Raw genomic sequence first — 23,912 nt, forward strand, 5'->3', positions numbered from 1 at the left:
CCCCCCGGCGGGGGGGGGGGGGGGGGGGGGGGGGGCGGCCCCGGGGGGCGCGGCGCGGCGGGGCGGGGCGGGGGCGGGGGGGGGCCCCCCCCCCCCGCTTCTGCTCCAGAAAAATCTCGGGTTCGCCGATGAAGGATCGGATGAAGAACGCCGCCACGGCCGGCAGTATGCCCACCAGGAAAATGCCGCGCCAGCCTATGTGCGGCAACAGTATGGGTGCGAGCAGCGCGGCGGCCAGCACGCCGGCTTGCCAGCCCAGGCCCACGTAGCACGCCATGCGGGCGCGGTGCTCGGGGCGGGACGCTTCGGCGGCCAGCGCCATGCCGATGCCGAACTCGCCGCCCAGACCCAGGCCGGCGATGGTGCGATAGATCAGCAGGTCTTCGTAGCCGCGGGCCAGCGCACACAGGCCGGTGAAGACGGCGAACAGCAGGATGGTCCAGTTCAGCACCCGCACACGGCCGAACTTGTCGGCCAGCCAGCCGAACAGCACGCCGCCGGCCACCGCGCCGACGAGGGTCCAGGTCACGATCGAACCGGCCTGAATGGGAGAGAGGCCGAGATCCTTGGAGATCGGCCCGAGGATGAACCCCAGGATGAGCAGATCGAAACCGTCGAGCGCGTATCCGACGACGGACGCGAGCACGGCTTTACGGGCGTAATGCATGGATTCCCCTTGTCGTTGTTTGAACCGAGACCTGTTGTTTACACTTAACGGCGCGGCTGGTGCTGGGCTTTACAATGACGCCGCCCCCTGAACGCGGCGCCGGGTTCCACCCGCCGCATCCGTACTGTAACCGCCGTGCATCAAATTCCCGCCTCCGACGACATCAATACATTCCGCGCCGACTTCGTCCGGTTCGCCGCCGAACTGGGCGTTCTCAAATTCGGCGCATTCACCACCAAAGCCGGCCGCCTGAGCCCCTACTTCTTCAACGCCGGCCTGTTCAACACCGGCGCGGCGGTCGCCACGCTGGCCGACTTCTATGCACAAGCCCTGCTGACGTCGGGCGTGCAGTTCGACATGCTCTACGGCCCGGCCTACAAGGGCATTCCCCTGGTCACCGCCCTGGCCCTGGCACGGGCCGCGCGCGGCCACGACGTGCCCTTCGCCTTCAACCGCAAAGAAGCCAAAGATCATGGCGAGGGCGGCTCCCTGGTCGGCGCGCCGCTCAAGGGCCGCGTCATCATCATCGACGACGTCATCTCGGCGGGCACGTCGGTGCGCGAGTCCGTGCACATGATCCAGCTGTCCAAGGCCACCCCTGCCGCCGTGCTGATCGCACTGGATCGCATGGAGCGCGCCGGCCCGGACAACGCCCTCTCGCCCCATTCCGCCGTGCAGGAAGTCGCCAACACCTACGGCATGCCCGTGGTCAGCATCGCCAGCCTGCGCGACATCATGGGGCTGCTCGAAGACGACGCGGGCTTTGCCGAACACAAAGAGGCCGTCGCGGCCTACCGCGCCAAGTACGGCGTCTGATCTCCCCAGGAAAGAGCCCATGTTCCGCGTCATCTCCGCCAATCTGAACGGCATCCGTTCGGCCGCCTCCAAAGGTTTCTTCGACTGGATGGGCCGGCAAAACGCCGACGTCGTCGGCGTACAGGAAGTCAAGGCCCAGCATGACCAGGTCACCGGCGTCTTCGACCGCCACGAGAAAATGGCCGGCTACTTTCATTACGCCGAGAAAAAGGGCTATTCCGGCGTGGGCTTGTACTCGCGTCACGAACCCAGCGAGGTCGTGCGCGGCATCGGCAACCCGGAATTCGACGCCGAAGGCCGCTGGGTGGAATTGCGCTTCGACACGCCCGAGCGCAAGTTCAGCGTCGTCAGTTGCTATTTTCCCAGCGGTTCCAGCGGCGAAGAGCGCCAGCAGGCCAAATACCGCTTTCTCGACTACATCTATCCGCACCTTATGCGTCTGAAGGCCGAGCGGCAGTTCATCCTGGTGGGCGACGTCAATATCGCGCACAAGGAAGCCGATCTGAAGAACTGGAAAGGCAACCTGAAAAACAGCGGCTTTCTGCCCGAAGAGCGCGCCTGGATGACTCGCCTGCTGGACGAGGGCGAGCTGGCCGACGTTTACCGCGCCCTGCATCCCGACACCACCGACGCGTGTTATACGTGGTGGAGCAACCGCGGCCAGGCCTATGCCAAAAACGTGGGGTGGCGCATCGACTACCACCTGGCCACCGAGCGCGTCGCGGCCTGCGCCCGGGCCACCAACGTCTACAAAGACGAGAAATTCAGCGACCACGCGCCGCTGACGGTCGACTACGACTTTACGCTGTAGTTGTAGTCACGCGGCGGCTTCGGCCCGGCCCGCGTAGAAACACACCTGGTTTTTCCCCAGCGCCTTGGCGCGGTACATGGCCTGGTCGGCGCGATCGAGCAGCGCTTCGGGGCTCATTACGCCAGGCGAAAGACTCACGCCTATGCTGGCGCTGACGGCGACGCAATGGCCGTCGACCTCGATGGGCTGGGACAGCGAAGTCAGCAGCATCTCGGCGATTTGCCCGACATAGGCGTTGGATTCGGGATGATCCAGGCCCTCGAGGATGACGGTGAACTCGTCGCCGGACAGACGGGCAACCGTATCGGTATCGCGCAGGTCGTGCTTGATCCTGGCCGCCACGACCTTGAGCACGGCATCGCCGCCGGCATGGCCGTAGGTATCGTTGACCTGCTTGAAACCGTCCAGATCGATGAACAGCACCGCCAGCGATGTCGACGCGCGGCGCGCGCGGGCCATCGCCTGCTCGATGCGATCGGAGAACTGCAGACGGTTGGGCAGACCGGTCAGTGCGTCGTGCAGGGCCAGATAGCCGAGGTATTCGCGATCCATATGGCTTTCCGTGGCATCGGAAGCCAGCACCATATAGTTTTCGTAGGCGCCCGATGCCAAGGGATCCAGACCCTTGAGTGCGACCGATTCCAGGTACAGCGAGCCGTCTTTGCGGCGGTTCCAGATCTTGCCTTCCCAGTGCCCGTGTTCTTGCAGGGCTTTCCAGATCTCTTCGTAAAACTCAGGCGCCTGCCGGCCGGAGTTCAGGTCGCGCAGCCGGGTGCCCAGCAGCTCGGCTTCGGTGTATCCGGTCATGCGCACGTAGGCGGGGTTGATCCGCTGCACGAGGCCTTGCGCGTCGAGTACGGCAACGCCGTTGCGGGAGTGTTCGAAAATGCGGTCGAAAATGCTGACGGCATGATCCGATTGGCGCCGCGCCTCGATGCGGTCATAGCCCAGCAAGCAGGCGATGGCCGCAGCGCCGAGGGCCAAGAGCAGCGCGCGTGCGCTGCCGGGCCAGATCAGCCCGCACAGCACGACCAAGCCAACGATCCCGGCGATCATTTTGTATTGGTGCGCTCGGGGGGGCCTGACCATGGGAATCATCCGCGCTGTTGTTTTGATTTGAGCGCAGCAATGCTAGTGCGATTCCCCTATCAAACAGATCAGTGAAGACCCTGATTTTTTGCATATCTCCGGCCAAGAGCCCGGTTCACACCGGTTAACTGCCGCGAAATTGACACTTTAAAATGTCAATTTCCTGCCTTATTGCTTTTGATTACATTTTCTCCAGCGCCGCGATCCGCGCGCGGTAGGCGTACAGCATGAGCAGGCCGGGCACGCTGATGACCACGGTAAACAGAAAGAAGCCAGGCCAGCCCATGTGGTCGACCAGCGTGGGCGTGAGCGGTCCAGCCAGGTAGATGCGGCCCACGGCCGACAGCGCCGACAGCAGCGCGAACTGTGTTGCGGAGTATTCATGCCGGCACAGGGCCATCAGCAGACCGACAAAAGCCGCCGTGCCCAGGCCGCCACACAGGTTTTCGACGCCCACGCCCGCGGCCATCAGCCAGAGATGGCTGGGGCTGACCGAGATCAGCCAATAGCCCAGGTTGGATACCGCCTGCAGCAGGCCGAACGCCATGAGCGAACGGTACAGGCCCCAGCGCGCCATGATGGACCCGCCCGCCAGCGCCCCCACGATGGTCGCGGCCAGGCCAAGCACCTTGTTGACCGTGCCGACCTGGGTGGCGGTGTAGCCGGCCGCTCGGATGAGAAAAGTCGTGGACAGTGCGCCGGCGAACGCATCGCCTAGCTTGTAAAGAACGATGAGCATCAGCAGCCCGATTGCGCCGCGCCGGCCGAAAAACTCGCGGAACGGTTCAACCAGGGCCTGCCCCAGATTGCCGGGCGCGGCGGCCGGCGCGTCGGGCTCCGGCGCCCATAGCGTGGCGGCCATGCAGACCAGCATGAGCGCACCCATGAGCACATACGTATGCCTCCAACCCAGCCAGCTGTCGGCCAGAACCAGGGCCAGTCCGCCCGAAACGATCATGGCAATACGGTAGCCCAGCACCTTGACGGCCGCGCCGGCGCCCCGCTCTTCGCTATGCAGCACGTCGGTGCTGTAGGCGTCGAAGGCAATATCCTGCGTGGCCGACAGCACGGCCACGACCACGGCCAGCATGGCCAGCTCGGGCAGCGCCGAGCCCGGCGAGAGCAAACCCATGCCCATGATGGCCAGGGCCAGCAACAACTGCATCAGCAGCATCCAGCCGCGGCGCCGGCCCAGCCAGGGCGGCGCATAGCGGTCGATCAGCGGCGACCACAGGAACTTGAGCGTGTAGGCCGTGCCCACCAGGGTGAGAAAGCCGATGCTCTGCAACGAGACATTCGAAACCGTGGCCCAGGCCTGCAGCGTGCCGCCGGTCAAGGCCAGCGGCAGGCCACTGGCGAAACCCAGGGCCAGCTGCGGCGCCACGCGACGGCTGAAATAGACGTTGCCCGCCGATCTCGTGGTGCTCGCATCCGTCATGGGCGCTTCCTTTGCAAAGTCAGTCCGAGGCGAACCGGTACATGGCCAATGTGCTGCGCCATTGCGGCAGCATGCGCACCTCGCGCTCTCCGTTGAACGTGGCGCGTTCTAGAATGCGCAAGCCCACCTGCGCGGCCAGGTCCTCGAAATCGCGCAGCGTGCACAGATGAATGTTGGGCGTGTTGTACCACTGGTAGGGCATCTGCCCCGTCACCGGCATGCGACCGCGCAAAATGGACCAGCCGTGCGGCCAGTAGCCGAAATTGGGAAAAGACACGATGCCCTGGCGCGCCACCCGCATCATCTCGCGCAGAATGTGCGTGGTGTGATGCATGGACTGCAGCGTCTGCGACAGCACCACGGTCTCGAACTGCTTGTCGCCGAAAAGGGCAAGTCCGCCTTCCATATTCTGCTGAATGACCTCGACCCCGCGCTGCACACACGTGATGACGCACTGATCGTCGATCTCAACGCCGGCGCCGCGCACCTGGCGGTTATCGCGCAGCCACGCCAGAAGCGCCCCATCGCCGCAGCCCAGGTCCAGCACCCGGCTGCCCGGTTCGATCCACTGCGCGATGCGCGCCAGGTCGGGACGCAGTGCGGCGACGCCGGAATTTGCTGATACCGCAATCATGCAACCACCTCGGGCAGATTGAGCGCGCGCGCGATGCGTTCGTAATAGCCGCGCACCACGGCAAAGTAACGCGGATCGTCCAGCAGGAAGGCGTCGTGGCCGTGCGGCGCGTCGATCTCGGCGTAGGTGACCGGACTGCCGTTCTTGAGCAGCGCGCGGACGATCTCGCGCGAGCGCTCGGGCGGAAAGCGCCAGTCGGTCGAAAAAGACGTCAGCAGGAAATCCGCCTTGGCCGGCGCCAGCGCGCGGGCCAAGTCGCCCCCCGTATTGCGCGCCGGGTCGAAATAATCCAGCGCGCGCGTGATCAGCAGATATGTGTTGGCGTCGAAATAGCGCGAGAACTTTTCGCCCTGGTAGCGCAGATAGGATTCGACCTCGAACTCGACGTCGTAGCCGTAGCGGTAGTCGCCGTCCGCCGCGGGCTCGCGTTGCGCACGGCCGAATTTCTCGGCCATGTCGTCGTCCGACAGATAAGTGATGTGGCCGATCATGCGCGCCACCGACAGGCCGCGGCCCGGCACCGTATCGTGCGCGTAGTAGTCGCCTCCGTTGAAATCCGGATCGGTGATGATGGCGCGCCGCGCCACTTCGTTGAAGCCGATGTTCTGTGCCGACAGGCGCGGCGTGCTGGCGATGACCACGCAATGCGCCACCCGCTCCGGACAGGTGATGGCCCAGGACAGCGCCTGCATGCCGCCCAGCGATCCGCCCATGACTGCCGCGAAGCGTTCGATGCCGAAGTGGTCGGCCACGCGGGCCTGGGCCCGCACCCAATCTTCGACGGTCAGCACGGGAAAGGCCGCGCCCCAGGGTCTGCCGGTGGCCGGATTGATGCTGGCCGGCCCGGTCGAACCGAAGCACGAGCCCAGATTGTTGATGCCGATGACGAAGAAACGGTTGGTGTCGACCGGCTTGCCCGGCCCGACCATGTTGTCCCACCACCCTTGCGAACCGTCGTCGGCCGCGATGCCGGCGACATGGTGCGAAGCATTGAGGGCGTGGCAGATCAGCACCGCGTTGCTGCGTTCGGCGTTGAGCGTGCCGTAGGTCTCCACGGCGAGCTCGTAGGCGTTCAGCTGCTGGCCGCTCGCCAGGGACAAGGGCTCGTCGAAAGACAGGAAGGTCGGGGATACGATGCCGACGGAACCGCCGGATCCGGGCGGAATCGGGACAGAGGATGAGGCGGACGGCGCGCATTGATCAGGCGCACCTGCCTCGTCAGGGGCAGTGAGGGTCATACGGACCTCTTTAGCTGGATTTATACAAGCGCCCGCAAGCGGATCAGGCAAATCGGCGCAGTTCAGGCAAGGATTCTAGCACCAGGGACCCGAATCGATACCCCTGCCCACAACTGCGGTAACTTACAGATAGCCGCCCATACCCCCTAAAATCGTGGGCCGTTCCGCCTGGATACAAGAAGAACCCGTGACTGATTCCCAACGCTACGCCCGCCTGGCCGCCCACGCCCGCCTGCTCGACCAGACCCTGCGCGGCATCGAGAAAGAAGGCCTGCGCGTCGACAACCGGGGCGCGCTCGCCCTGACGCCGCACCCCGCGGCGCTGGGTTCGGCGCTGACCAACGAACACGTCACCACCGACTATTCGGAATCCCTGCTCGAACTTATCACCGGCACGCACACGCGCGTCGAGACGCTGATCGGCGAGCTTGCCGAAACCCATCGCTTCGTGCAGGGCGCGCTCGGCGAGGAACTGATCTGGAACCAGTCCATGCCCGCCGCACTGCCGGGCGAAGCCGACATCCCCATCGCGTGGTACGGCAAGTCCAACACGGGCATGCTCAAGCACGTGTACCGCCGCGGCCTGGCCGAGCGCTACGGCAAGACCATGCAGTGCATCGCCGGCGTGCACTACAACTATTCGCTGCCCGAGGCGCTGTGGCTGGCGCTGGACCCCACCGACGACGACGCGCGCGCGCACCGCAATCGCGGCTATATCGGCCTGATCCGCAATTTCACGCGCTATGCCTGGCTGCTGATGTATCTGTTCGGCGCCACGCCTGCGCTGTCGCGCGACTTTCTGCACGGCCGCGATCACAGTCTGCAGACGCTGGACGCGGACACGCTCTATCTGCCGCATGCCACCAGCCTGCGCATGAGCGACCTAGGCTATCAGAACAACGCGCAGGCGCAGCTAAAGCTGCACTACAACGATCTGGAAACCTTCCTGGCCCGCCAATACGCCGCGGTTACGCAGCCCTGGCCGGCCTACGAGGCCATCGGCACGCATCGCAACGGACAGTGGATACAGCTGAACACCAATGTGCTGCAGATCGAGAACGAGTACTACTCGATCATCCGCCCCAAGCGCACCACCGGGCGCTGCGAGCGCCCCATCACCGCGCTGGCCGAGCGCGGAGTGCAATACGTGGAAGCGCGCTGCATGGACATCGACCCCTGGACGCCCACCGGCATCGCAGCCGAGACGGCCCGGTTCCTCGATGCCTTCCTGCTGTTCTGCGCCGCGGCCGACAGCCCGCCCTTCCCCGAGGACGGTCGCTGCCAGCGCAGCGCCGACAATTTCGCCACCGTGGTCAAGCGCGGGCGCGAGCCCGGGCTGATGCTCGATCGCGACTGCTCTCCCATCGGCCTGCGGCAGTGGGGCGAGGAGCTGCTGGACCGCATCGCGCCCTATGCGGCGCTCTACGACCAGACCCAGGGCGGCCATGCTTACGCCGAGTCGCTGGCCGCGCAGCGCGCCAAGCTTGCCGACGCCGAGCTCACCCCCTCGGCGCGTCTGCTGCGCGAGGTGCGCGAGTCGCGCTTGAGCTTTCACGATTACACGCTGCGGCAAAGCGGCGAACATGCCGCAGCGTTGCGTGCGCAGGCACTGCCTGCCGATCGCGCTGCGTTCTATGCCGATATGGCGCGCAAATCGATAGCCGACCAAGCTGCGATCGAGGCGTCGGACGAGGTGGACTTCGATACCTATGTGGCCAAGTATCACGCGGCGCTCAAGCGCCCATCTCTAGGGTAATCGCCGACCCGGGCAGCCTTATCTTTGCGTTTCGCGCTGGCGCTTGCGCGCAAGCATTTTCATTTTCAGCATATCGCGCATGGTGCGGATGAAAGGCTCCTGGCTGCGCCCGCGGCGAAAGATGGCCGAAAACGGCGCCTGATAGCCGAATTCGTTGGGCATGATCACCCGCAGCCGTCCCGCTTCGAGCCAGGGATGGGCATAGTGCTCGGGCAGATAGCCCACATATTTGCCTGAAAGAATCAGCATGAGCTGGGCCTCCATATTGTCGACGGTGGCCGTGCTGTGCTTGAAGCCTTTTGCGCCGAGGTCGGTCGGACTCCAGTAGCTGCGCGTGACGAAGCCGTGCTGCGTGACCTGCAGCAGATCGAGCTTGCCTTCGCCGAAGAGCGGATGCTGGTCGCTGCAGTACAGCCAGTGCTGCTCGTGATAGAGCGCCAGTTCGATCACGTTGCTCACGCGAAAGGGAAAGGCGCCGACGGCCAGGTCCAGGCGATTGTCCTGGATGCCCATGAGCAGATCGTGCGGACTGCGAATCAGCAGGTTCAGGTGTACCGCCGGAAACTGCTCGTTGAAGCGGCCGATGAGCTCGGGCAAGGCCAGGTCAGGATCGTTGGCGGTGGCATCGAGTACGCCCAGGCGGAAATTGCCGCCCATATCGCCTTTCAAGGCGCCGGATTCACGCTCGAATTGCGCGATCTCGGACAGCAGCCGCAGGCTGTGCTGGAGAAATTGCTCGCCTTTGGGCGTAAGCGCGAAACCCGAACGGCCCCGCTGGCACAGCACATAGCCAAGACGACCCTCCAGTTCGTTCATGTAGTTGCTGATGGCCGAGACCGTCAGATTGAGTTCATGCTGGGCCCGGGCATAGCCCTGGTAGCGCACGACGGTCGTAAATACTTCCAGTAGCCGCAGATTCAGATGCTTGCCGGGTGCTTTCATAGGAAGGAACAGGCCTGGGACTTTCCCTAGGACATAAGCAGCGCGGCCACGAATTCCGCGGGGAGAAATGGATAGTTCAGTAAACACTGAACTGATTTTTTATGAAAGCCCTATTTTCCCGGGCGTAGCGACGTCGCACTATGGGGTCACATTTACATGGCCCGTTGCGTCAGGGCCCGCGCGCAGGAGTCCCGCATCATGCAGAAAATTTTCCATCAACCTCAGGGCGGCAATGAAATGCCGCGTTTCGCAGGCCGCGGCACGATGATGCGGCTGCCTTTCGTCGAAAACCCGGAAGGTCTGGACGCCGCTTTCATCGGCGTGCCGCTGGACATCGGCACGTCGCAACGGGCCGGCACACGCTACGGTCCGCGCCATATCCGCAACGAGTCGGTGATGATCCGCCCATTCAATATGGCAACCGGCGCGGCGCCTTTCGAATCGCTCTCGGTGGCCGACATCGGCGACGTGGCCATCAACACGTATAACCTGCTCAAATCGGTCGACATCATCGAAGCGCACTACACCCGCCTGTGCGCCCATCCGCTGGTACCGCTGACGTTGGGCGGGGACCACACCATCACGCTGCCCATCCTGCGCGCCCTGGTGAAAAAGCATGGCCCGGTGGGGCTGATTCACGTCGACGCGCACACCGACACCAACGACGAAATGTTCGGCGAGAAGATCGCGCACGGCACGACATTTCGCCGAGCCGTCGAGGAAGGTTTGCTCGACCTCAAGCGCGTCGTGCAGATCGGCCAGCGCGCCCAGGGCTATACCGCCGAAGATTTCCGCTGGGGCGTGAAACAGGGGTTCCGCCTGGTGCAGGCCGAAGCGTGCTGGCACAAGTCGCTGGCGCCGCTGATGGCCGAGGTGCGCCAACAAATGGGGGCCGGGCCCGTATACCTGACTTTCGATATCGACGGCCTGGATCCGATCTGGGCGCCAGGCACGGGCACGCCCGAAGTGGGCGGCCTCACCTCCATTCAGGGCCTGGAAATCGTACGCGGCTGCCGCGGCCTGAATCTGATCGGCGGCGATCTGGTCGAAGTCTCTCCTCCCTACGATCTGAGCGGCAATACGTCGCAGTTGGCCGCCAACCTGCTCTACGAAATGCTCTGCGTCCTTCCGGGCGTGAAGTATTACTGAGGCGCCGTAACGCGCGAAGCCCCATCTCTACGCAAGTCGTTTTTGAAAAACGCCGGTACCCAAGCGGCCTGATTGCACCGGCCTTTGTCATTCAACTTTTCAGTCACTTGTCTCAAGGAACCACCATGAACTCGAAGTCCTCTCTGTTCAAGCGCCTGCTCGCGGCGTCGGCCCTGGCCGGCGCCGGCATCATGACTGCCCATGCCGCGGCCACGCTGAAGGCCGGCGATCTCCAGGTCGGCATGGAGATCAGCTACCCCCCGTTCGAATCCTGGGACAAAGGCAAGGTCGTGGGTTTCGACCCCGAGCTGGCGCAGGCCCTGGCCAAGGCCATGGGAGACAAGGCGAGTTTCGTCGACACGAAGTTCACCGGCCTGATCCTGGGCCTGGGTTCGGAACATTTCGATGTGGTGATTTCGGGTATGTACGTGACGCCCGAGCGCCAGGCCCAGGCCGACGCCCTGCCCTATGGCAAGACCGGCGCCCTGATCCTGGTGCGCAAGGGCAGCGCCAAGCTGCCCAAGACCGAGCAGGACCTGTGCGGTATGAAGGTGGGCCTGGAGCAGGGCACGACCTGGGTGAAAGCGCTGCAGACGCTGTCGGCCCAGACCTGCGTGCCCGCAGGCAAGGGCGCCATCGCCGTCAGCGAATTCCCCTCCGCGCCCGAAGCGTCGCAGGCCTTGCTGTCCGGCAACGTGGACGCTCAGCTTGAAATCGCCGGCGCGGCCCGAATGTTCGCCGAGCGCACCAAGGACCGTCTGGTCATCAGCTCTCCCGAACTGGTCTATCCGCAGACCTTGGGCATGTATGTGAAGAAGGGCAACACCCAGCTGATGGACGCCCTGAAGAAGGCCATGGCAACCATCCGCGCCAACGGCGAATACGGCAAGCTGCTCAAGAAGTACAACATCGCTCCGGTAGAGTAAGTTAAGACCCGGACGGCGCCCGGCAGCGCAAATTCGAAGAGTCCCGCATGAACCTCGATTGGTCTTATTTTTTCTCGCTGTTCTCCATGTCGGCCTTCTGGCAGGCGTGCGTTACGGTCATCGCCCTGAGTACGGCCTCCTGGCTGCTCGGCCTGGTGCTGGGCTTCGGCCTGGCCAGCGCACGCCTGTCGCAGATGCGCTGGCTAAGCCGGATGGCCGGCGCGTACATCTGGTTTTTCCGCAGCGTGCCGCTCCTGGTGCTGTTGGTGTTCGTCTACAACTTTCCGCAAGTCATGCCGGCCACGCGCGTCGTGCTGGGCATTCCCTTCCTTGCCGGTTTGATCAGCATGGTGCTGTGCGAGGCCGCTTACATGGCCGAGATTCATCGCGGCGGCCTGTTGGCGGTAACCAAGGGTCAACGCGAAGCCGGCCATGCGCTGAACATCGGTTTTTTCGGCGTGCAGCGCCTGATCGTGATTCCCCAGGCTCTGCGGGTAGCTTTGCCCTCGCTGGTCAACGAGTACGTCACCATCATCAAGCTCAGCTCGCTGGTGTCGGTGATCTCGTTGCCCGAGTTGCTGATGACGGGGGAGCGCCTGTACGCGCAGAACTTCCTGGTGCTGGAGACGCTGCTGGCGGTAGCCGTGTACTACGTGCTGATCGTCACGGTGTTCAGCTGGCTGTTCCAGTGGTTCGAGCGCCGCATCGACGTGCTGCTGCGCAAGCCCGGCACGCTCGACGACGCCGCTTGCGCTGCCCTGCGCGCAGATCTGCCTGCCGGTCCGCTGCTGGGCAATACCTTGCCAGCCGGAGCGCAGGCGCCTGCCGCGTTGCAGTTCGTCGCGGTGCAGAAGTCCTACGGCGCGCATCAAATCCTCAAGGGCATAGATCTGCGAATCGACGCCGGCGAGGTCATCAGCATCATCGGTCCGTCGGGATCGGGCAAGACCACGTTGCTGCGCACTATCAATGGCCTGGAAACCATGGATGGCGGCGAGATCAAGTTGTTCGGCGAGCGTTATATCGACGCCGCCGCACCCGTCGATCCTCATCGAATGCGGCGAGGCCTGGCCCGCATCGGCATGGTGTTCCAGGGTTTCAACCTGTTCCCGCATCTGAACGTGCTGCAGAACATCATGCTGGCTCCGCGCTACCATGGCCGCCCCGCCGATCCCGCGACGACCCGCAGGCAGGCCCTGTACCTGCTCAACAAAGTAGGTCTGCTGATGCATGCCGAAAAGTATCCGCATCAATTATCGGGCGGCCAGCAGCAGCGCGTAGCCATCGCTCGCGCCTTGGCGATGACGCCCGACATCATGCTGTTCGACGAGCCCACGTCGGCGCTGGACCCGGAACTGGTGGGCGAAGTGCTCAAGGTGATCCGTGATCTGGCCCAGACAGGCATGACCATGCTTATCGTCACGCATGAGATGGATTTCGCCATGTCGATATCCAGCCGCGTCGTGATGATGGAAAACGGCGTAATACAGGTCGACGCGCCGCCGGCGCAAATTCGCCTGGCGAACGATGGCGACGCGCGCATGAGCCGTGCGCGCCAGTTCATAGGTTGCGCCTGACTTCTTCATGCCGGCAAGGCAAAACCATGAACAACCCCTTGAACGTCACCCAGCAAGAATGGCAGATCCGCTGCGATCTGGCCGCGCTCTATCGCCTGGCCGCGCACTTTCGCATGACCGACATCATCGACACGCATATCTCCGCGCGCGTGCCCGGCCATCAGGATCAGTTCCTCATCAATCGTTATGGCGTGATGTTCCATGAGATGCGTGCCAGCGATCTGGTGAAGATAGACAAGCAGGGGGATGTCATCGAGACCGGTCGCCGTGCGCAGGAACTGCGCGTCAACACGGCGGGCTTCATCATCCATTCGGCCGTGCATGGCGCGCGCCACGAGTTGAATTTCGTCATCCATACGCATACGGCCGCCGGCATTGCCGTGTCCGCCCAGGAAGGCGGGCTGTTGCCCATCAGCCAGCATGCCCTGAAGTATTACGACAGGCTGAGCTATCACGACTACGAAGGCATCGCGCTCGATCTCGAAGAGCGCGAACGCCTGGTTGCCGACCTCGGGCCGGACAACAACGCCATGATCCTGCGCAACCATGGCCTGCTGGCCGCCGGCCGCACGGCGTCCGAAGCCTTTCAGGAAATCTACTTTCTGGAACGCGCCTGCCAGGCACAGGTGGCGGCCATGGCAGGCGCCACTGCGCTGCGCTATCCCAGTGAAGCCGTGTGCCGGCGCACCGCCGACCAGTTCGCCGGCGACGCGGACTCCGGCTACTCCGACGTGTTCTGGCAGGCCAGCCTGCGCCTCATCGAGAACGACAAACCCGACTATCGCAGCTGACCTGCGTCAGGGTTTGTTCGTCGCCCAACCCGGTCCCGCCAGGGCAGGGTCGACGTTGCCGTCCGCGGCGATCTCGGGCTCCGTGGTGTAGCGGGCTGCGACCTTGCCATCGGGATAAAAACGCAGCGTCAGCACGGCAGCCTTGGAAGGCGCGGCGGGCAGGTCGAGGGTGGCGCCGTAGGTATAGGCATCACCATCGCGCGGCGCATTGGCGGCCGTCACATAGCGCCAGCGCACCGGTATGCGGCCCTTGTTCGCAAGCGCCGGCACATAGCCTTGCCTGAGCACCAGCTTGCCTGCGGCCGCGCCAGGCGGCAAATAACCTATCAACCCCGGACCGACCAGATAATCGATACCCTTCGAGGTGAAGTTGTAGGGATAGACCGTGACAGGATCGGGCTCCGTTTCCTGGCCGGACAGCCTCTGCATGAAATGGCGGGTCTGGCCGGGAAAACCGAACAGCATGGCCGCGCTCAGCGCGGCGATGATCGCTGTGCCGCGCAAAGCACGCCGCAGCGGCCCGCGCAAAAATCTAGACTGCATGGGTACTCGTCGATCTGGCTGGAACAGCCGCAGTTTTAACTCATGCGGGCCGGCTCGCGCGGCCGGGGCGCCAAAACTTTCGCAGGTGTAGACTGCCATCACTTTGCGCCTGCCGCCGTCGGCACGCTCCATTCACCTTTCTGCGCCATGTGGAGATACGCATGAAAAAATCGACTTTGGCCCCCTTGGGCGCACTTGTGCTGGCCGCGGCCGCCATCGCTCCCGCGCATGCGGCGAATCAACAGCTGGTCGCCGTGACCGCCATCGTGCGCCACCCCGCTCTGGACGCCGTACGCGACGGCATTCAGGACGGCCTGAAGGCCGACGGTTATACGGTCGGCAAGAATCTGAAGTGGGAATACCAGGATGCCCAGGGCAATCCCGGCATCGCCGCGCAGATCGCGCGCAAGTTCATCGGCGACCAGCCCAGCGTGATCGTGGCCATTGCCACGCCGTCGGCCCAGGCCGTGGTGGCCGCCACCAAGACCGTGCCCGTGGTGTTTTCGGCGGTGACGGACCCGGTTGCCGCCAAACTGGTACCCGGCTGGGGCGCCTCCAAGACCAATGTGACCGGCGTGTCCGATCTGCTGCCGCTCGGGCCGCAGATGGATCTGCTCAAGAAAGTGGTGCCCAACGCCAAGCGCATAGGCATGGTCTACGATCCGGGCGAGACCAACTCCACCGTCGTGGTGAAAGAACTGAAGGAAATGCTGCCCAAGATGGGGATGACGCTGGTGACCGCCGCGGCCCCCCGCACGGTGGACGTGAGCAGCGCCGCCCGCAGCCTGGTCGGCAAGGTGGACGTGATCTACACCAACACCGACAACAACGTCGTGTCGGCCTACGAAGCGCTGGTCAAGGTGGGCGAAGAGGCCAAGATTCCGCTGATCGCCTCGGACACCGATTCGGTCAAGCGCGGCGCCGTTGCGGCGCTGGGCATCAATTATCACGATCTGGGCGAACAGACCGGCCATATGGTGGCGCGCATCCTCAAGGGCGAGAAGCCGGGCGACATCAAGCCCGAGGTGTCGACCAGGATGCGGCTCTTCGTCAACCCAGGCGCCGCCAAGAAGCAAGGCATCACGCTGTCCGATGCCCTGATCAAGTCCGCCACTCAGGTCGTCGAGTAAAAATTGAATCTGTTTTCCTTTTTCGGCGCCCTTGAAATCGGGCTGATCTACTCGCTGGTCGCGCTGGGCGTATTCATCTCGTTTCGCCTGCTGCGCTTTCCCGACCTCACCGTGGACGGCAGCTTCGCCACCGGCGGGGCGGTCTGCGCCGTCCTGATCGCCGGCGGCCACAGCCCTCTGGTCTCGACTATCGCGGCCACGCTGGTCGGCGCGTTCACGGGCCTGGTCACCGGCTGGCTCAACGTCAAGCTCAAGATCATGGACCTGCTGGCCAGCATCCTGGTCATGATTGCGCTGTATTCGGTGAATCTGCGCATCATGGGCGGGCCGAACGTGCCGCTCATCAACACGCCCACGCTGTTCACGCAGCTTCAGCCGGCGGCGATGACGGACTACATGTTCCGGCCGCTGATGCTGCTGGGGGTGGTGATTGCGGCCAAGCTGATCATGGACTGGTTCTTCCTCACCGAGAAAGGCCTGGCCATCCGCGCCACCGGCACCAATGCCCGCATGGCGAGATCGCAAGGCGTGAACACCGGCCGCATGATTCTCCTGGGCATGGCGATTTCCAACGGGCTGGTGGGACTGGCCGGTGCGCTCTTCGTGCAGAGTCAAGGCGGCTCGGACGTCTCCATGGGCATAGGCACCATCGTGATCGGCCTGGCGGCCGTGATCGTGGGCGAAAACATTCTGCCCTCGCGCCGTCTCACCATGTCCACGCTAGCCGTGATATTCGGCGCCATCCTCTATCGCCTCTTCATCGCGCTGGCGCTGGACAGCAACTTCATCGGTCTGCAGGCGCAGGATCTGAACCTGGTCACCGCCGTGCTGGTGACGGTTGCGCTGATCATTCCGCAGATCAAGCGCCGTCTGGCGCGAAAGTCGTGAGGCTAAAGGAAAGATCATGCTGAGCGCAAAAGACCTCAAAATCACCTTCAACCCCGGCACGCCGATCGAGACCCGCGCGTTGCGCGGCGCCACGCTGGAGATTCCCGCGGGCCAGTTCGTCACCGTCATCGGTTCCAACGGCGCCGGCAAGTCCACCCTGCTGAACGCCATCTCCGGCGATCTGCAGGTCGATGGCGGCACCATCCTCATCGACGGCCAAGACGTGACGGGCAAGCCCGTGTGGGAGCGCTCGGCGCGCGTGGCCCGGGTGTTCCAGGATCCGATGGCCGGCACCTGCGAAGACCTCTCCATCGAAGAGAACATGGCGCTGGCGCACAACCGCGGCAGGTCCCGCGGTCTGTCCAAGGCCGTGAAGAACGCCGGTCGCGAACTCTATCGCGAACGCCTGGCCATGCTGGGCCTGGGCCTGGAGAACCGACTGACCGATCGCATCGGTCTGCTCTCGGGCGGCCAGCGCCAGGCGGTGAGCCTGCTGATGTCGGCGCTGCAGCCCTCGCGCATTCTGCTGCTGGACGAACACACCGCGGCGCTCGATCCGCGCACGGCCGACTTCGTGCTCAAGCTCACCGCGCGCATCGTCGAAGAAGGCAAGCTCACCACGATGATGGTCACGCACAGCATGCGTCAGGCGCTGGACGTAGGCACGCGCACCGTCATGCTGCATCAGGGGCAGGTCGTGCTGGACGTCTCGGGCGACGAACGCGCCAGCATGGACGTGACCGATCTGCTGCACATGTTCGAGAAAGTGCGCGGCGAGACCCTCGACGACGACGCACTGTTGCTGAGCTGAAGCGCGGCGCCTGGCCGACCCGCTACGGCGCATCGGCTTGTGCGAGCCACGCGACGAATTCTTCGCGCGGCATCGGCCGCGCGAACAGATAGCCCTGCGCGTAGTCGCAACCGGCCGCGCGCAAGAAATCGCACTGCTCCTGCGTTTCCACGCCTTCGGCCACCACCTTCAGCCCCAGCTTGTGCGCCATCGCGATAATGGCCTCGACGATAGTCTGATCACTGTGGCTCGACACCAGCGCATGAATGAAAGAGCGGTCTATTTTCAGCTCGTCGAGATCGAATTTCTGCAGGTACGACAAGGCGGAATAACCGGTGCCGAAGTCGTCGATGCTCACCGTCATGCCGGCGTTGCGAAACTCTTGCAGGGTTTCCGTCACGACAGGCCTCTCGTCCAGAAGCAGTCTTTCGACGATTTCGACGGACAGCAGATCGGCCTGCAGCGAGGCCTGCTGCAGAGTTTGCAGCCAGGCTCGACAGCTGCCGCTGATGAATTGGCGCGGCGAAACATTGATGCAGATCTTGGCGCCGGCCTGTCGCTTGCGCCACCAGACCGCCAAGTCCAGGGCCTGGGAGAACACCTCGTCGCCGATCGCGCCGATGAGCCCGATTTCTTCGGCGGTGGTGATGAACTCGTCGGGCGGCACCATCCCGCGCGCCGGATGCGGCCAACGCAGCAGCGCCTCTGCCCGCGTGACCTTGCCCGTGGCGAGGTCGACGATGGGCTGGTAGTGCACCTCGAACTGCTTTTCCTGAACTGCCTGCCGCAAATCGTTGCCCAGATCGAGCCGCAGACGCGCCAGCACTTGCATGGACGGGGTGAAATAGCAGAACGCATTCTTGCCCTGCGCCTTGGCCGCGTACATGGCCTGGTCGGCATAGCTGAGCAAGGTGCTGTCGGTTCCGTCCTGCGGATAGACGGCGATGCCGAGGCTGCCGGTCACATAGACCAGCTTGCCCTCGAGTTCGTACGGTTCGGACAGCAGCCGCAGTATCTTCTCGGCCACCACACCGGCCGCGGAAGATTCGGTCATCTGAGGCAGAAGCACCGCGAACTCGTCGCCGCCCAGGCGCGCCACGGTGTCGCTGGCGCGCAGCGCCGAGCTGATGCGCCGCGCCGCCTGCCTCAGCAGCTCGTCGCCGACATGGTGGCCCAGGGTATCGTTCACTTCTTTGAAGCCATCCAGATCGATGAACAGCAGCGCCAGCAACTCCTCCTGGCGCTTGGCCCGCAGCAATTCTTCGGTCAGTCTTTCGCGCAGCAGCCGCAGATTGGGCAGGCCGGTCAAGGCATCGTAGTAGGCGTCGTGCCGAACCTGCTCCATCTGCTTGCGCTCGCTGATGTCGAGGATCACCCCCACCAGCCCGCCCAGCGTGCCGTCGGCCTTGTCGAAGGTGGCTTTGTAGAACACCACGTCGCGCCGGTTGGCCTGTTTGCCGTACGCAACCGATGCTTCGTAGGTCTGCGTGCCGCGTCCAGCGAACAGCGCCTGGTCGGCCGCGACGTATATTTTTGCGAGGTCGGGGGGAGACAGGTCTTCCGTCGAGCGGCCCACGATCTGATCGCGCGGCAAGCCGACGAACTCTTCGAACGCGCGATTGCATCCCAGGTAGCGCCCCTGCACGTCCTTGTAGAACACCGGATTGGGTATCGTGTCCAACAGCCGGGTAATGAATTGCAGCTGATTGGCCGACTCTCGCTCGGCCCGGCGGCGCTCGGAGATGTCCTGCAGCAAACCGATGGTGGCCGGCGTGTTGCGATAGCTCACCGTCACGCTGAACACTTCCACATCGAAAAGCGAACCGTCGCGCCGCAGGCCTTGGAATTCATACGCGCAGGCCTGCTTTTCCCCGCTCATGCGCCGGGCGATTTCTCCCGCGACGCGCTCTCGATCGAACTCGGCGGTCAAGGCTTGCGACGTCATGCCCGCGCACAGCTCGGCCGCGGTGTAGCCGAACAGGCTCGCCAACCTTTCATTGACAAAGACGAAGCGCCCGTCCTGCACGACATATACCCCCACCAGCGCATTGCTGCACAGGCTCTGCAACAAGGTATCGGCTTCGTTCACCAGGTATTGGAACAAGGGTTGGCCGCTTTGAGTCATAGCATCCCGTGCGAGATTCAGGGATCATCAACGCTACGCCTATCGGCGGCGGATCACAACGGCGAGTATGCGTATACCAACAAAATCCCACGGAATCTCGCGTTCTCCCGCCGCAGCAAAACCTAGGCCGAATTTCGCGGCAAGTCTTACGGCCTCTTGCGCTGCCTGGCCACGTACGCCAGGCTGTCGAGCAATACCTCGAACTTGCGGGCAATGTCGGCCTCCGGCACGCAGGCATAACCCAACAGCAGCCCTTGCCTCGGCGGCTCGCCGCCTTGCGGCGCTGCATCGTAGTAGCGCGACAGCGGTCGCGTCAGCACGCCGCGGGCATGTGCGGCCTGCACCACCGCCTCGTCGGGTATCTCGTCGGGCAAGTCCAGCACCAAATGCAGGCCCGCATCGCTGGAGTCGCGATGCAGCCAATCCACCCCCAAGCGGCGCTCGATCAAATTGACCAGCATCGCGCGGCGGCGCCCATAAAGCATGCGCATGCGGCGCACGTGCGCCGCATAATGCCCTTCGGAGATGAAGGCCGCCACGGCCGCATGCGTCATGAGGTGACCCTCGCGATACAGCTCGGCGTGTGCGGCCTGGAAGGCCTTGACCAGCCGTTTGGGCAGCACCAGATAAGCCAGGCGCAGGCCGGGGTACATCGTTTTGCTGAAAGTGCCCAGATAAATCACCGGCGCGTCCGACTCCAGGCCTTGCAGGCATGGAATGGGGCGTCCGGTGAATCGGAATTCGCTGTCGTAGTCGTCTTCGATGATCCAGCTGCCCCATTGCCGTGCCAACGCCAGAAGCCGCCGGCGCCGAGCCAGCGACATCACGGCTCCCAGGGGATATTGATGCGAGGGCGTCACGAAGACCAGACGCGGCGGCGCCTGCACCGGCTCGGAGGGCAGATGCAGGCCCTCCTCGTCGACGGCGCGCGGTACGGCGCGTATGCCGTTAGCCTGCAGAACGGATCGCGCTCCCCAGTAGCCAGGATTCTCGATCCAGGCCACCTCGCCCGCCTCGCAAAGCATGCGGGAGATCAGGTCTATGCCTTGATGCACCCCTTCGGTCAGCAGGATCTGCTCGGGGTCGCAGTCGATCGAACGCGTGAGCGCCAGGTGCTGGGCCAGCGCCTCGCGCAGAGCCGGCAGCCCCCCGCCATAAGCGTAGGTAAGCAATTGGGCGGGCGGCCTGCGCCATATAGACGAAACAATGCGGCTGAATTTCCTGTGAGGAAACTCGGTCACGTCGGGCACGCCCGGCATGAAAGCGCCCCATTGGAAGGGCGAAGCCGAAGCGCCATCGACAATGCGCGCGCCCCGCACTGACAGCGACGGACCGGCGGGCCGGGCGCCAACCTGCCGTGCGCGCCGACCGCTGGCCAAGTAATCGTCGGGCAGGGTATCGGCCACGTAGGTGCCGCTGCCCTGCCGGCTGCGCGTATAGCCCTCGGCCTGCAACTGGGCGTAGACGTGTACCACGGTATTGCGGGCGATGCCCAACTCGGCCGCCAGATCCCGCGAAGCGGGCAGCCGGGTATCCGCGGCGATGGAACCATCCAGGATGGCCTCGCGCAGGCAGCGGTACAGGCGCTGGTTCATGGGACCGTCGCTGGACTCGCCTAGCCGCAGCAACAGCAGATCGCCGGTTATGGTGCGCAAATTGGTTCCATCAATATTGACGAATTGGAACTATACCGTGGGTCCATCCTGGCATTAAAGTTTTACTCAGCGCATCCCCCTTCACGCCCGCAGCGCCGCGGTGCTCCATCGACACGAGGTCGTCATGCAAAACCTGGATATCAACACCCGCCGCCAACTGGCCACGCCTCGCGGCGTCGGCGTCCAATTCGATTTCTACGCCGCTCGCGCCGAAAACGCCACGCTGTGGGACGAAAAAGGCAAGGAATACATCGACTTCGCCGGCGGCATTGCCGTGCTGGCCACCGGCCACCGCCATCCCAAGGTAATCGCCGCGGTCCAGGAACAACTCGACAAATTCACGCACACCGCCTTCCAGATCGTTCCTTACGAAAGCTATATCGCCTTGGCCGAGAAGCTGGCCGCCGCGGCGCCGATGTCGGGCCTGAAGAAGGCCGCCTTCTTCACCGTCGGCGCCGAGGCCGTCGAGAACGCGCTGAAGATCGCCCGCGCCCATACCGGTCGCTCGGGCGTGGTCGCCTTCACCGGCGCCTTCCACGGCCGCACTCACATGACCGTGACGCTGACCGGCAAGGTCGCGCCTTACAAGGCCTCGCTCGGCCCCATGGTGCCCGACGTCTTCCACGTGCCCTTTCCCAACAAGACCCAGAATATTTCCGTGGCCGATTCGCTCAAGGCACTGGAACTGCTGTTCAAGTCTTCCATCGATCCCAAGCGCGTGGCCGCCATCATCCTGGAGCCCGTGCAAGGCGAAGGCGGTTTCAACATCGCCCCGCCCGAACTGATGGTCGCCCTGCGCAAGATCTGCGACGAACACGGCATCGTGCTCATCGCGGACGAAGTGCAGACCGGCTTTGCCCGCACCGGAAAGATGTTCGCCATGGAGCATTACAGCGTCGAGGCCGATCTCATCACGATGGCCAAGAGCCTGGCGGGCGGCTTTCCCCTGTCGGGCGTGGTCGGAAAAGCCGAAATCATGGATGCTCCTGCGCCCGGCGGCCTGGGCGGCACCTATGCCGGCAACCCGCTGTCCATCGCCGCCGCGCTGGCGGTGCAAGATGTGATCAAGGAAGAAAACCTGTGCTCACGCGCCGTCGCGCTCGGCGACAAGCTGGTCGCGCGCCTCAAGCCGCTGCAGGCCGGCAACAAAAAGATCTTCGACGTGCGCAATCTGGGCTCGATGGCGGCCTGCGAACTGGTCGATGCCGACGGCAAGCCCGATGCGGCCGCCACATCCGCCGTGATCAAACAGGCCGCCGCCAAGGGCCTGCTCCTGCTTTCCTGCGGCGTGTACGGCAACGTGCTGCGCTTTCTGTATCCGCTGACCATCCCCGACGCGCAATTCGACCGCGGCCTGGATATCCTGTCGGAACTGCTGGCCCAGTAAACCCCTGATCCCGGTGGGCGGCGTCTCTTTCTCGAGGCGCCGCCCGCCGCATTTTCCAAAAGAGGCTAACCCATGTCATCCCAACTCGATCTCAAGCGCCCCGACCTGCTGCGCGATGCCTGCTATATCGACGGCCAATGGGTCAAGGGCAGCACGAGCTTCCCCGTCGTCAATCCGGCCACTGCGCAGGTGATCGTCTCGGTGCCCATGCTGGGCCGCGGTGAAACCGAACGTGCCATCGCCAGCGCCAAAGCCGCGCAGACGCAGTGGGCCGCCAGAACGGCCAAGGAACGCGCCGCTGTGATGCTCAAATGGGCCCAGCTCATGATGGCCAACCAGCAGGACCTGGCCGTCATCATGACGGCGGAACAAGGTAAGCCCCTGGCCGAGGCCGCCGGAGAAATCGCTTATGCCGCCTCGTTCCTGGAATGGTTCGGCGAGCAGGCCAAGCGCATCGACGGCGACGTGCTGCAAAGCCCCAAAACGGGCCAGCGCCTGATGACACTCAAGCAGCCCATCGGCGTCACCGCCGCCATCACGCCCTGGAATTTCCCGGCCGCCATGATCACCCGCAAGGCCGGCCCGGCCCTGGCCGCCGGCTGCGCCATGGTGCTCAAGCCCGCCGAGCAGACGCCGCTGTCGGCCCTGGCCCTGGCCGTGCTGGCCGAAGAGGCCGGCGTGCCCAAGGGCGTCTTGCATGTGATCACGGGCGACGCGCCCGAGATCGGCGCCGCGCTGTGCGAGAGCGACATCGTGCGCAAACTCAGCTTTACGGGTTCCACCGAAGTGGGCCGCCTGCTGATGAAGCAATGTGCGCCCACCATCAAGAAGCTGTCGCTGGAACTCGGCGGCAACGCGCCCTTCCTGGTGTTCGACGACGCCGACCCCGAAGCGGCCGTCGAAGGCATACTCGCCTCGAAATACCGCAATGCCGGCCAGACCTGCGTCTGCGCCAACCGCATCTACATCCAGTCGGGCATTTATGAAGAAATCGTCGAGCGCCTGACCGCGAAGGTTCAGTCCACGCTCAAGGTGGGCAACGGCTTCGACACCGGCGTGAATCAGGGGCCGTTGATCGACCAAGCGGCCATCGCCAAGGTCAAGGAGCACATCGCCGACGCCACGGCCAAGGGGGCCAAGGTAGTCACGGGCGGCAAGCCCCACGCGTTGGGCGGCACGTTCTTCGAGCCGACCATCCTGCGCGACGTGACGCAGGCCATGAAGGTGGCAACCGAAGAGACCTTCGGACCGGTGGCGCCGCTGTTCAGGTTCGAGACCGAGCAAGAAGCGCTGCAGATGGCCAACGAAACCATCTTCGGCCTGGCCGCCTATCTGTACACGCGCGATTACGCGCGGGTGTGGCGAGTATCGGAAGCGCTGGAGTACGGCATCGTGGGCATCAACACGGGCATTATCTCCAACGAGGTCGGGCCGTTCGGCGGCGTCAAGCAGTCCGGCCTGGGACGCGAGGGGTCGAAGTACGGTATCGAGGACTATCTCGAGGTCAAATACTTGTGCATTGACCTGGGCAAGTAAGCCTGCACGCATCGGGCGGCCGCT

21 protein-coding genes and 1 riboswitch are annotated in these 23,912 nt (G+C 64.1%); of the genes, 12 read left to right on the plus strand and 9 right to left on the minus strand.

All coding sequences use genetic code 11. The features are described from left to right. On the minus strand, window positions 1-667 hold a 667-nt coding region (locus ACTHJ1_RS00905; protein ID WP_440186464.1), incomplete at its 3' end, for an MFS transporter. A 135-nt stretch (window positions 668-802) separates the two neighbouring features. On the opposite strand from ACTHJ1_RS00905, the gene pyrE reads away from it, so the two are divergent. Continuing rightward, window positions 803-1,483 (plus strand): orotate phosphoribosyltransferase, encoded by a 681-nt coding sequence (gene pyrE / locus ACTHJ1_RS00910; protein WP_440186466.1) that lies wholly within the window; start codon window positions 803-805, stop codon window positions 1,481-1,483. A 19-nt stretch (window positions 1,484-1,502) separates the two neighbouring features. Then, on the plus strand, window positions 1,503-2,294 hold the full coding sequence (locus ACTHJ1_RS00915) for an exodeoxyribonuclease III (RefSeq protein ID WP_440186468.1): 792 nt from the start codon (window positions 1,503-1,505) through the stop codon (window positions 2,292-2,294). Window positions 2,295-2,300: 6 nt separating this feature from the next. On the opposite strand, the gene ACTHJ1_RS00920 is transcribed toward ACTHJ1_RS00915, so the two are convergent. From ACTHJ1_RS00920 to metX, 4 genes are all read right to left on the minus strand, one after another. Beyond that, window positions 2,301-3,350 (minus strand): diguanylate cyclase domain-containing protein, encoded by a 1,050-nt coding sequence (locus tag ACTHJ1_RS00920; protein WP_440186470.1) that lies wholly within the window; start codon window positions 3,348-3,350, stop codon window positions 2,301-2,303. Between the two features lie 214 nt (window positions 3,351-3,564). Continuing rightward, window positions 3,565-4,821, minus strand: a complete 1,257-nt coding sequence (locus ACTHJ1_RS00925) for a muropeptide transporter (RefSeq protein ID WP_440186472.1) — start codon at window positions 4,819-4,821, stop codon at window positions 3,565-3,567. Between the two features lie 19 nt (window positions 4,822-4,840). Continuing rightward, the gene (metW, locus tag ACTHJ1_RS00930) at window positions 4,841-5,455 is read right to left on the minus strand and encodes a methionine biosynthesis protein MetW (RefSeq protein ID WP_440186474.1); all 615 of its coding nucleotides are present in this window, start codon (window positions 5,453-5,455) and stop codon (window positions 4,841-4,843) included. Beyond that, on the minus strand, window positions 5,452-6,693 hold the full coding sequence (metX, locus tag ACTHJ1_RS00935) for a homoserine O-succinyltransferase MetX (protein ID WP_440186476.1): 1,242 nt from the start codon (window positions 6,691-6,693) through the stop codon (window positions 5,452-5,454). Before metX ends, metW begins: the two co-directional genes overlap by 4 nt. Then, window positions 6,683-6,762, minus strand: a riboswitch (SAM riboswitch). Its footprint overlaps the gene before it by 11 nt. 118 nt (window positions 6,763-6,880) lie before the next feature. On the opposite strand from metX, the gene gshA reads away from it, so the two are divergent. Then, window positions 6,881-8,449: a glutamate--cysteine ligase gene (gene gshA / locus ACTHJ1_RS00940; RefSeq protein ID WP_440186478.1), complete on the plus strand. Its 1,569-nt coding sequence runs from the start codon at window positions 6,881-6,883 to the stop codon at window positions 8,447-8,449. Window positions 8,450-8,467: 18 nt separating this feature from the next. Here gshA and ACTHJ1_RS00945 read toward each other — a convergent pair whose 3' ends face one another. Next, complete coding sequence (locus ACTHJ1_RS00945; protein WP_440186480.1) at window positions 8,468-9,391, minus strand: LysR family transcriptional regulator; 924 nt, start codon at window positions 9,389-9,391, stop codon at window positions 8,468-8,470. Between the two features lie 198 nt (window positions 9,392-9,589). Between ACTHJ1_RS00945 and speB the strand changes: the two genes are divergently transcribed. The 4 genes from speB to ACTHJ1_RS00965 all read left to right on the plus strand — a co-directional run bounded on the left by speB (window position 9,590) and on the right by ACTHJ1_RS00965 (window position 13,834). Further along, the gene (gene speB, locus ACTHJ1_RS00950) at window positions 9,590-10,540 is read left to right on the plus strand and encodes an agmatinase (protein ID WP_440186482.1); all 951 of its coding nucleotides are present in this window, start codon (window positions 9,590-9,592) and stop codon (window positions 10,538-10,540) included. A 125-nt stretch (window positions 10,541-10,665) separates the two neighbouring features. Continuing rightward, window positions 10,666-11,466 (plus strand): ABC transporter substrate-binding protein, encoded by an 801-nt coding sequence (locus ACTHJ1_RS00955; RefSeq protein WP_440186484.1) that lies wholly within the window; start codon window positions 10,666-10,668, stop codon window positions 11,464-11,466. Window positions 11,467-11,513: 47 nt separating this feature from the next. Further along, window positions 11,514-13,043, plus strand: a complete 1,530-nt coding sequence (locus ACTHJ1_RS00960; RefSeq protein ID WP_440186486.1) for an amino acid ABC transporter permease/ATP-binding protein — start codon at window positions 11,514-11,516, stop codon at window positions 13,041-13,043. A gap of 26 nt (window positions 13,044-13,069) precedes the next feature. Then, window positions 13,070-13,834 carry a class II aldolase/adducin family protein gene (locus tag ACTHJ1_RS00965; RefSeq protein WP_440186488.1) on the plus strand — a complete coding sequence of 255 codons (765 nt, stop codon included), beginning with the start codon at window positions 13,070-13,072 and terminating at the stop codon, window positions 13,832-13,834. Window positions 13,835-13,840: 6 nt separating this feature from the next. Here the strand turns inward: ACTHJ1_RS00965 and ACTHJ1_RS00970 are convergent, their stop codons facing one another. Further along, window positions 13,841-14,377, minus strand: coding sequence for a hypothetical protein (locus ACTHJ1_RS00970; RefSeq protein WP_440186490.1), 537 nt, complete (start codon window positions 14,375-14,377; stop codon window positions 13,841-13,843). Between the two features lie 161 nt (window positions 14,378-14,538). Here ACTHJ1_RS00970 and ACTHJ1_RS00975 point away from each other — a divergent pair, with 161 nt between their 5' ends. The 3 genes from ACTHJ1_RS00975 to ACTHJ1_RS00985 are packed head-to-tail and all read left to right on the plus strand — an operon-like array spanning window position 14,539 to window position 17,206. Beyond that, the gene (locus ACTHJ1_RS00975) at window positions 14,539-15,507 is read left to right on the plus strand and encodes an ABC transporter substrate-binding protein (protein WP_440186492.1); all 969 of its coding nucleotides are present in this window, start codon (window positions 14,539-14,541) and stop codon (window positions 15,505-15,507) included. Window positions 15,508-15,510: 3 nt separating this feature from the next. Continuing rightward, window positions 15,511-16,395, plus strand: coding sequence for an ABC transporter permease (locus ACTHJ1_RS00980; protein ID WP_440186494.1), 885 nt, complete (start codon window positions 15,511-15,513; stop codon window positions 16,393-16,395). Between the two features lie 16 nt (window positions 16,396-16,411). Then, window positions 16,412-17,206 (plus strand): ABC transporter ATP-binding protein, encoded by a 795-nt coding sequence (locus tag ACTHJ1_RS00985; protein ID WP_440186496.1) that lies wholly within the window; start codon window positions 16,412-16,414, stop codon window positions 17,204-17,206. Window positions 17,207-17,228: 22 nt separating this feature from the next. Here ACTHJ1_RS00985 and ACTHJ1_RS00990 read toward each other — a convergent pair whose 3' ends face one another. Continuing rightward, a complete protein-coding gene (locus tag ACTHJ1_RS00990) occupies window positions 17,229-19,310 on the minus strand; it encodes a putative bifunctional diguanylate cyclase/phosphodiesterase (protein ID WP_440186498.1) in 2,082 nt (693 codons plus the stop codon). A gap of 146 nt (window positions 19,311-19,456) precedes the next feature. After that, entirely contained in the window at window positions 19,457-20,965 is a 1,509-nt protein-coding gene (gene pdxR, locus ACTHJ1_RS00995) for a MocR-like pyridoxine biosynthesis transcription factor PdxR (protein ID WP_440186500.1), read from the minus strand. A 124-nt stretch (window positions 20,966-21,089) separates the two neighbouring features. Here pdxR and gabT point away from each other — a divergent pair, with 124 nt between their 5' ends. Together gabT and ACTHJ1_RS01005 are read left to right on the plus strand one after the other, a co-directional pair. Beyond that, complete coding sequence (gene gabT / locus ACTHJ1_RS01000; protein ID WP_440186502.1) at window positions 21,090-22,352, plus strand: 4-aminobutyrate--2-oxoglutarate transaminase; 1,263 nt, start codon at window positions 21,090-21,092, stop codon at window positions 22,350-22,352. Window positions 22,353-22,424: 72 nt separating this feature from the next. Further along, window positions 22,425-23,888 (plus strand): NAD-dependent succinate-semialdehyde dehydrogenase, encoded by a 1,464-nt coding sequence (locus ACTHJ1_RS01005; protein WP_440186504.1) that lies wholly within the window; start codon window positions 22,425-22,427, stop codon window positions 23,886-23,888. The last annotated feature ends 24 nt before the right edge of the window (window positions 23,889-23,912 follow it).

The sequence above is a fragment of the Bordetella sp. genome (assembly GCF_051960075.1).
In the GTDB taxonomy this organism is placed as follows: domain Bacteria; phylum Pseudomonadota; class Gammaproteobacteria; order Burkholderiales; family Burkholderiaceae_B; genus Bordetella.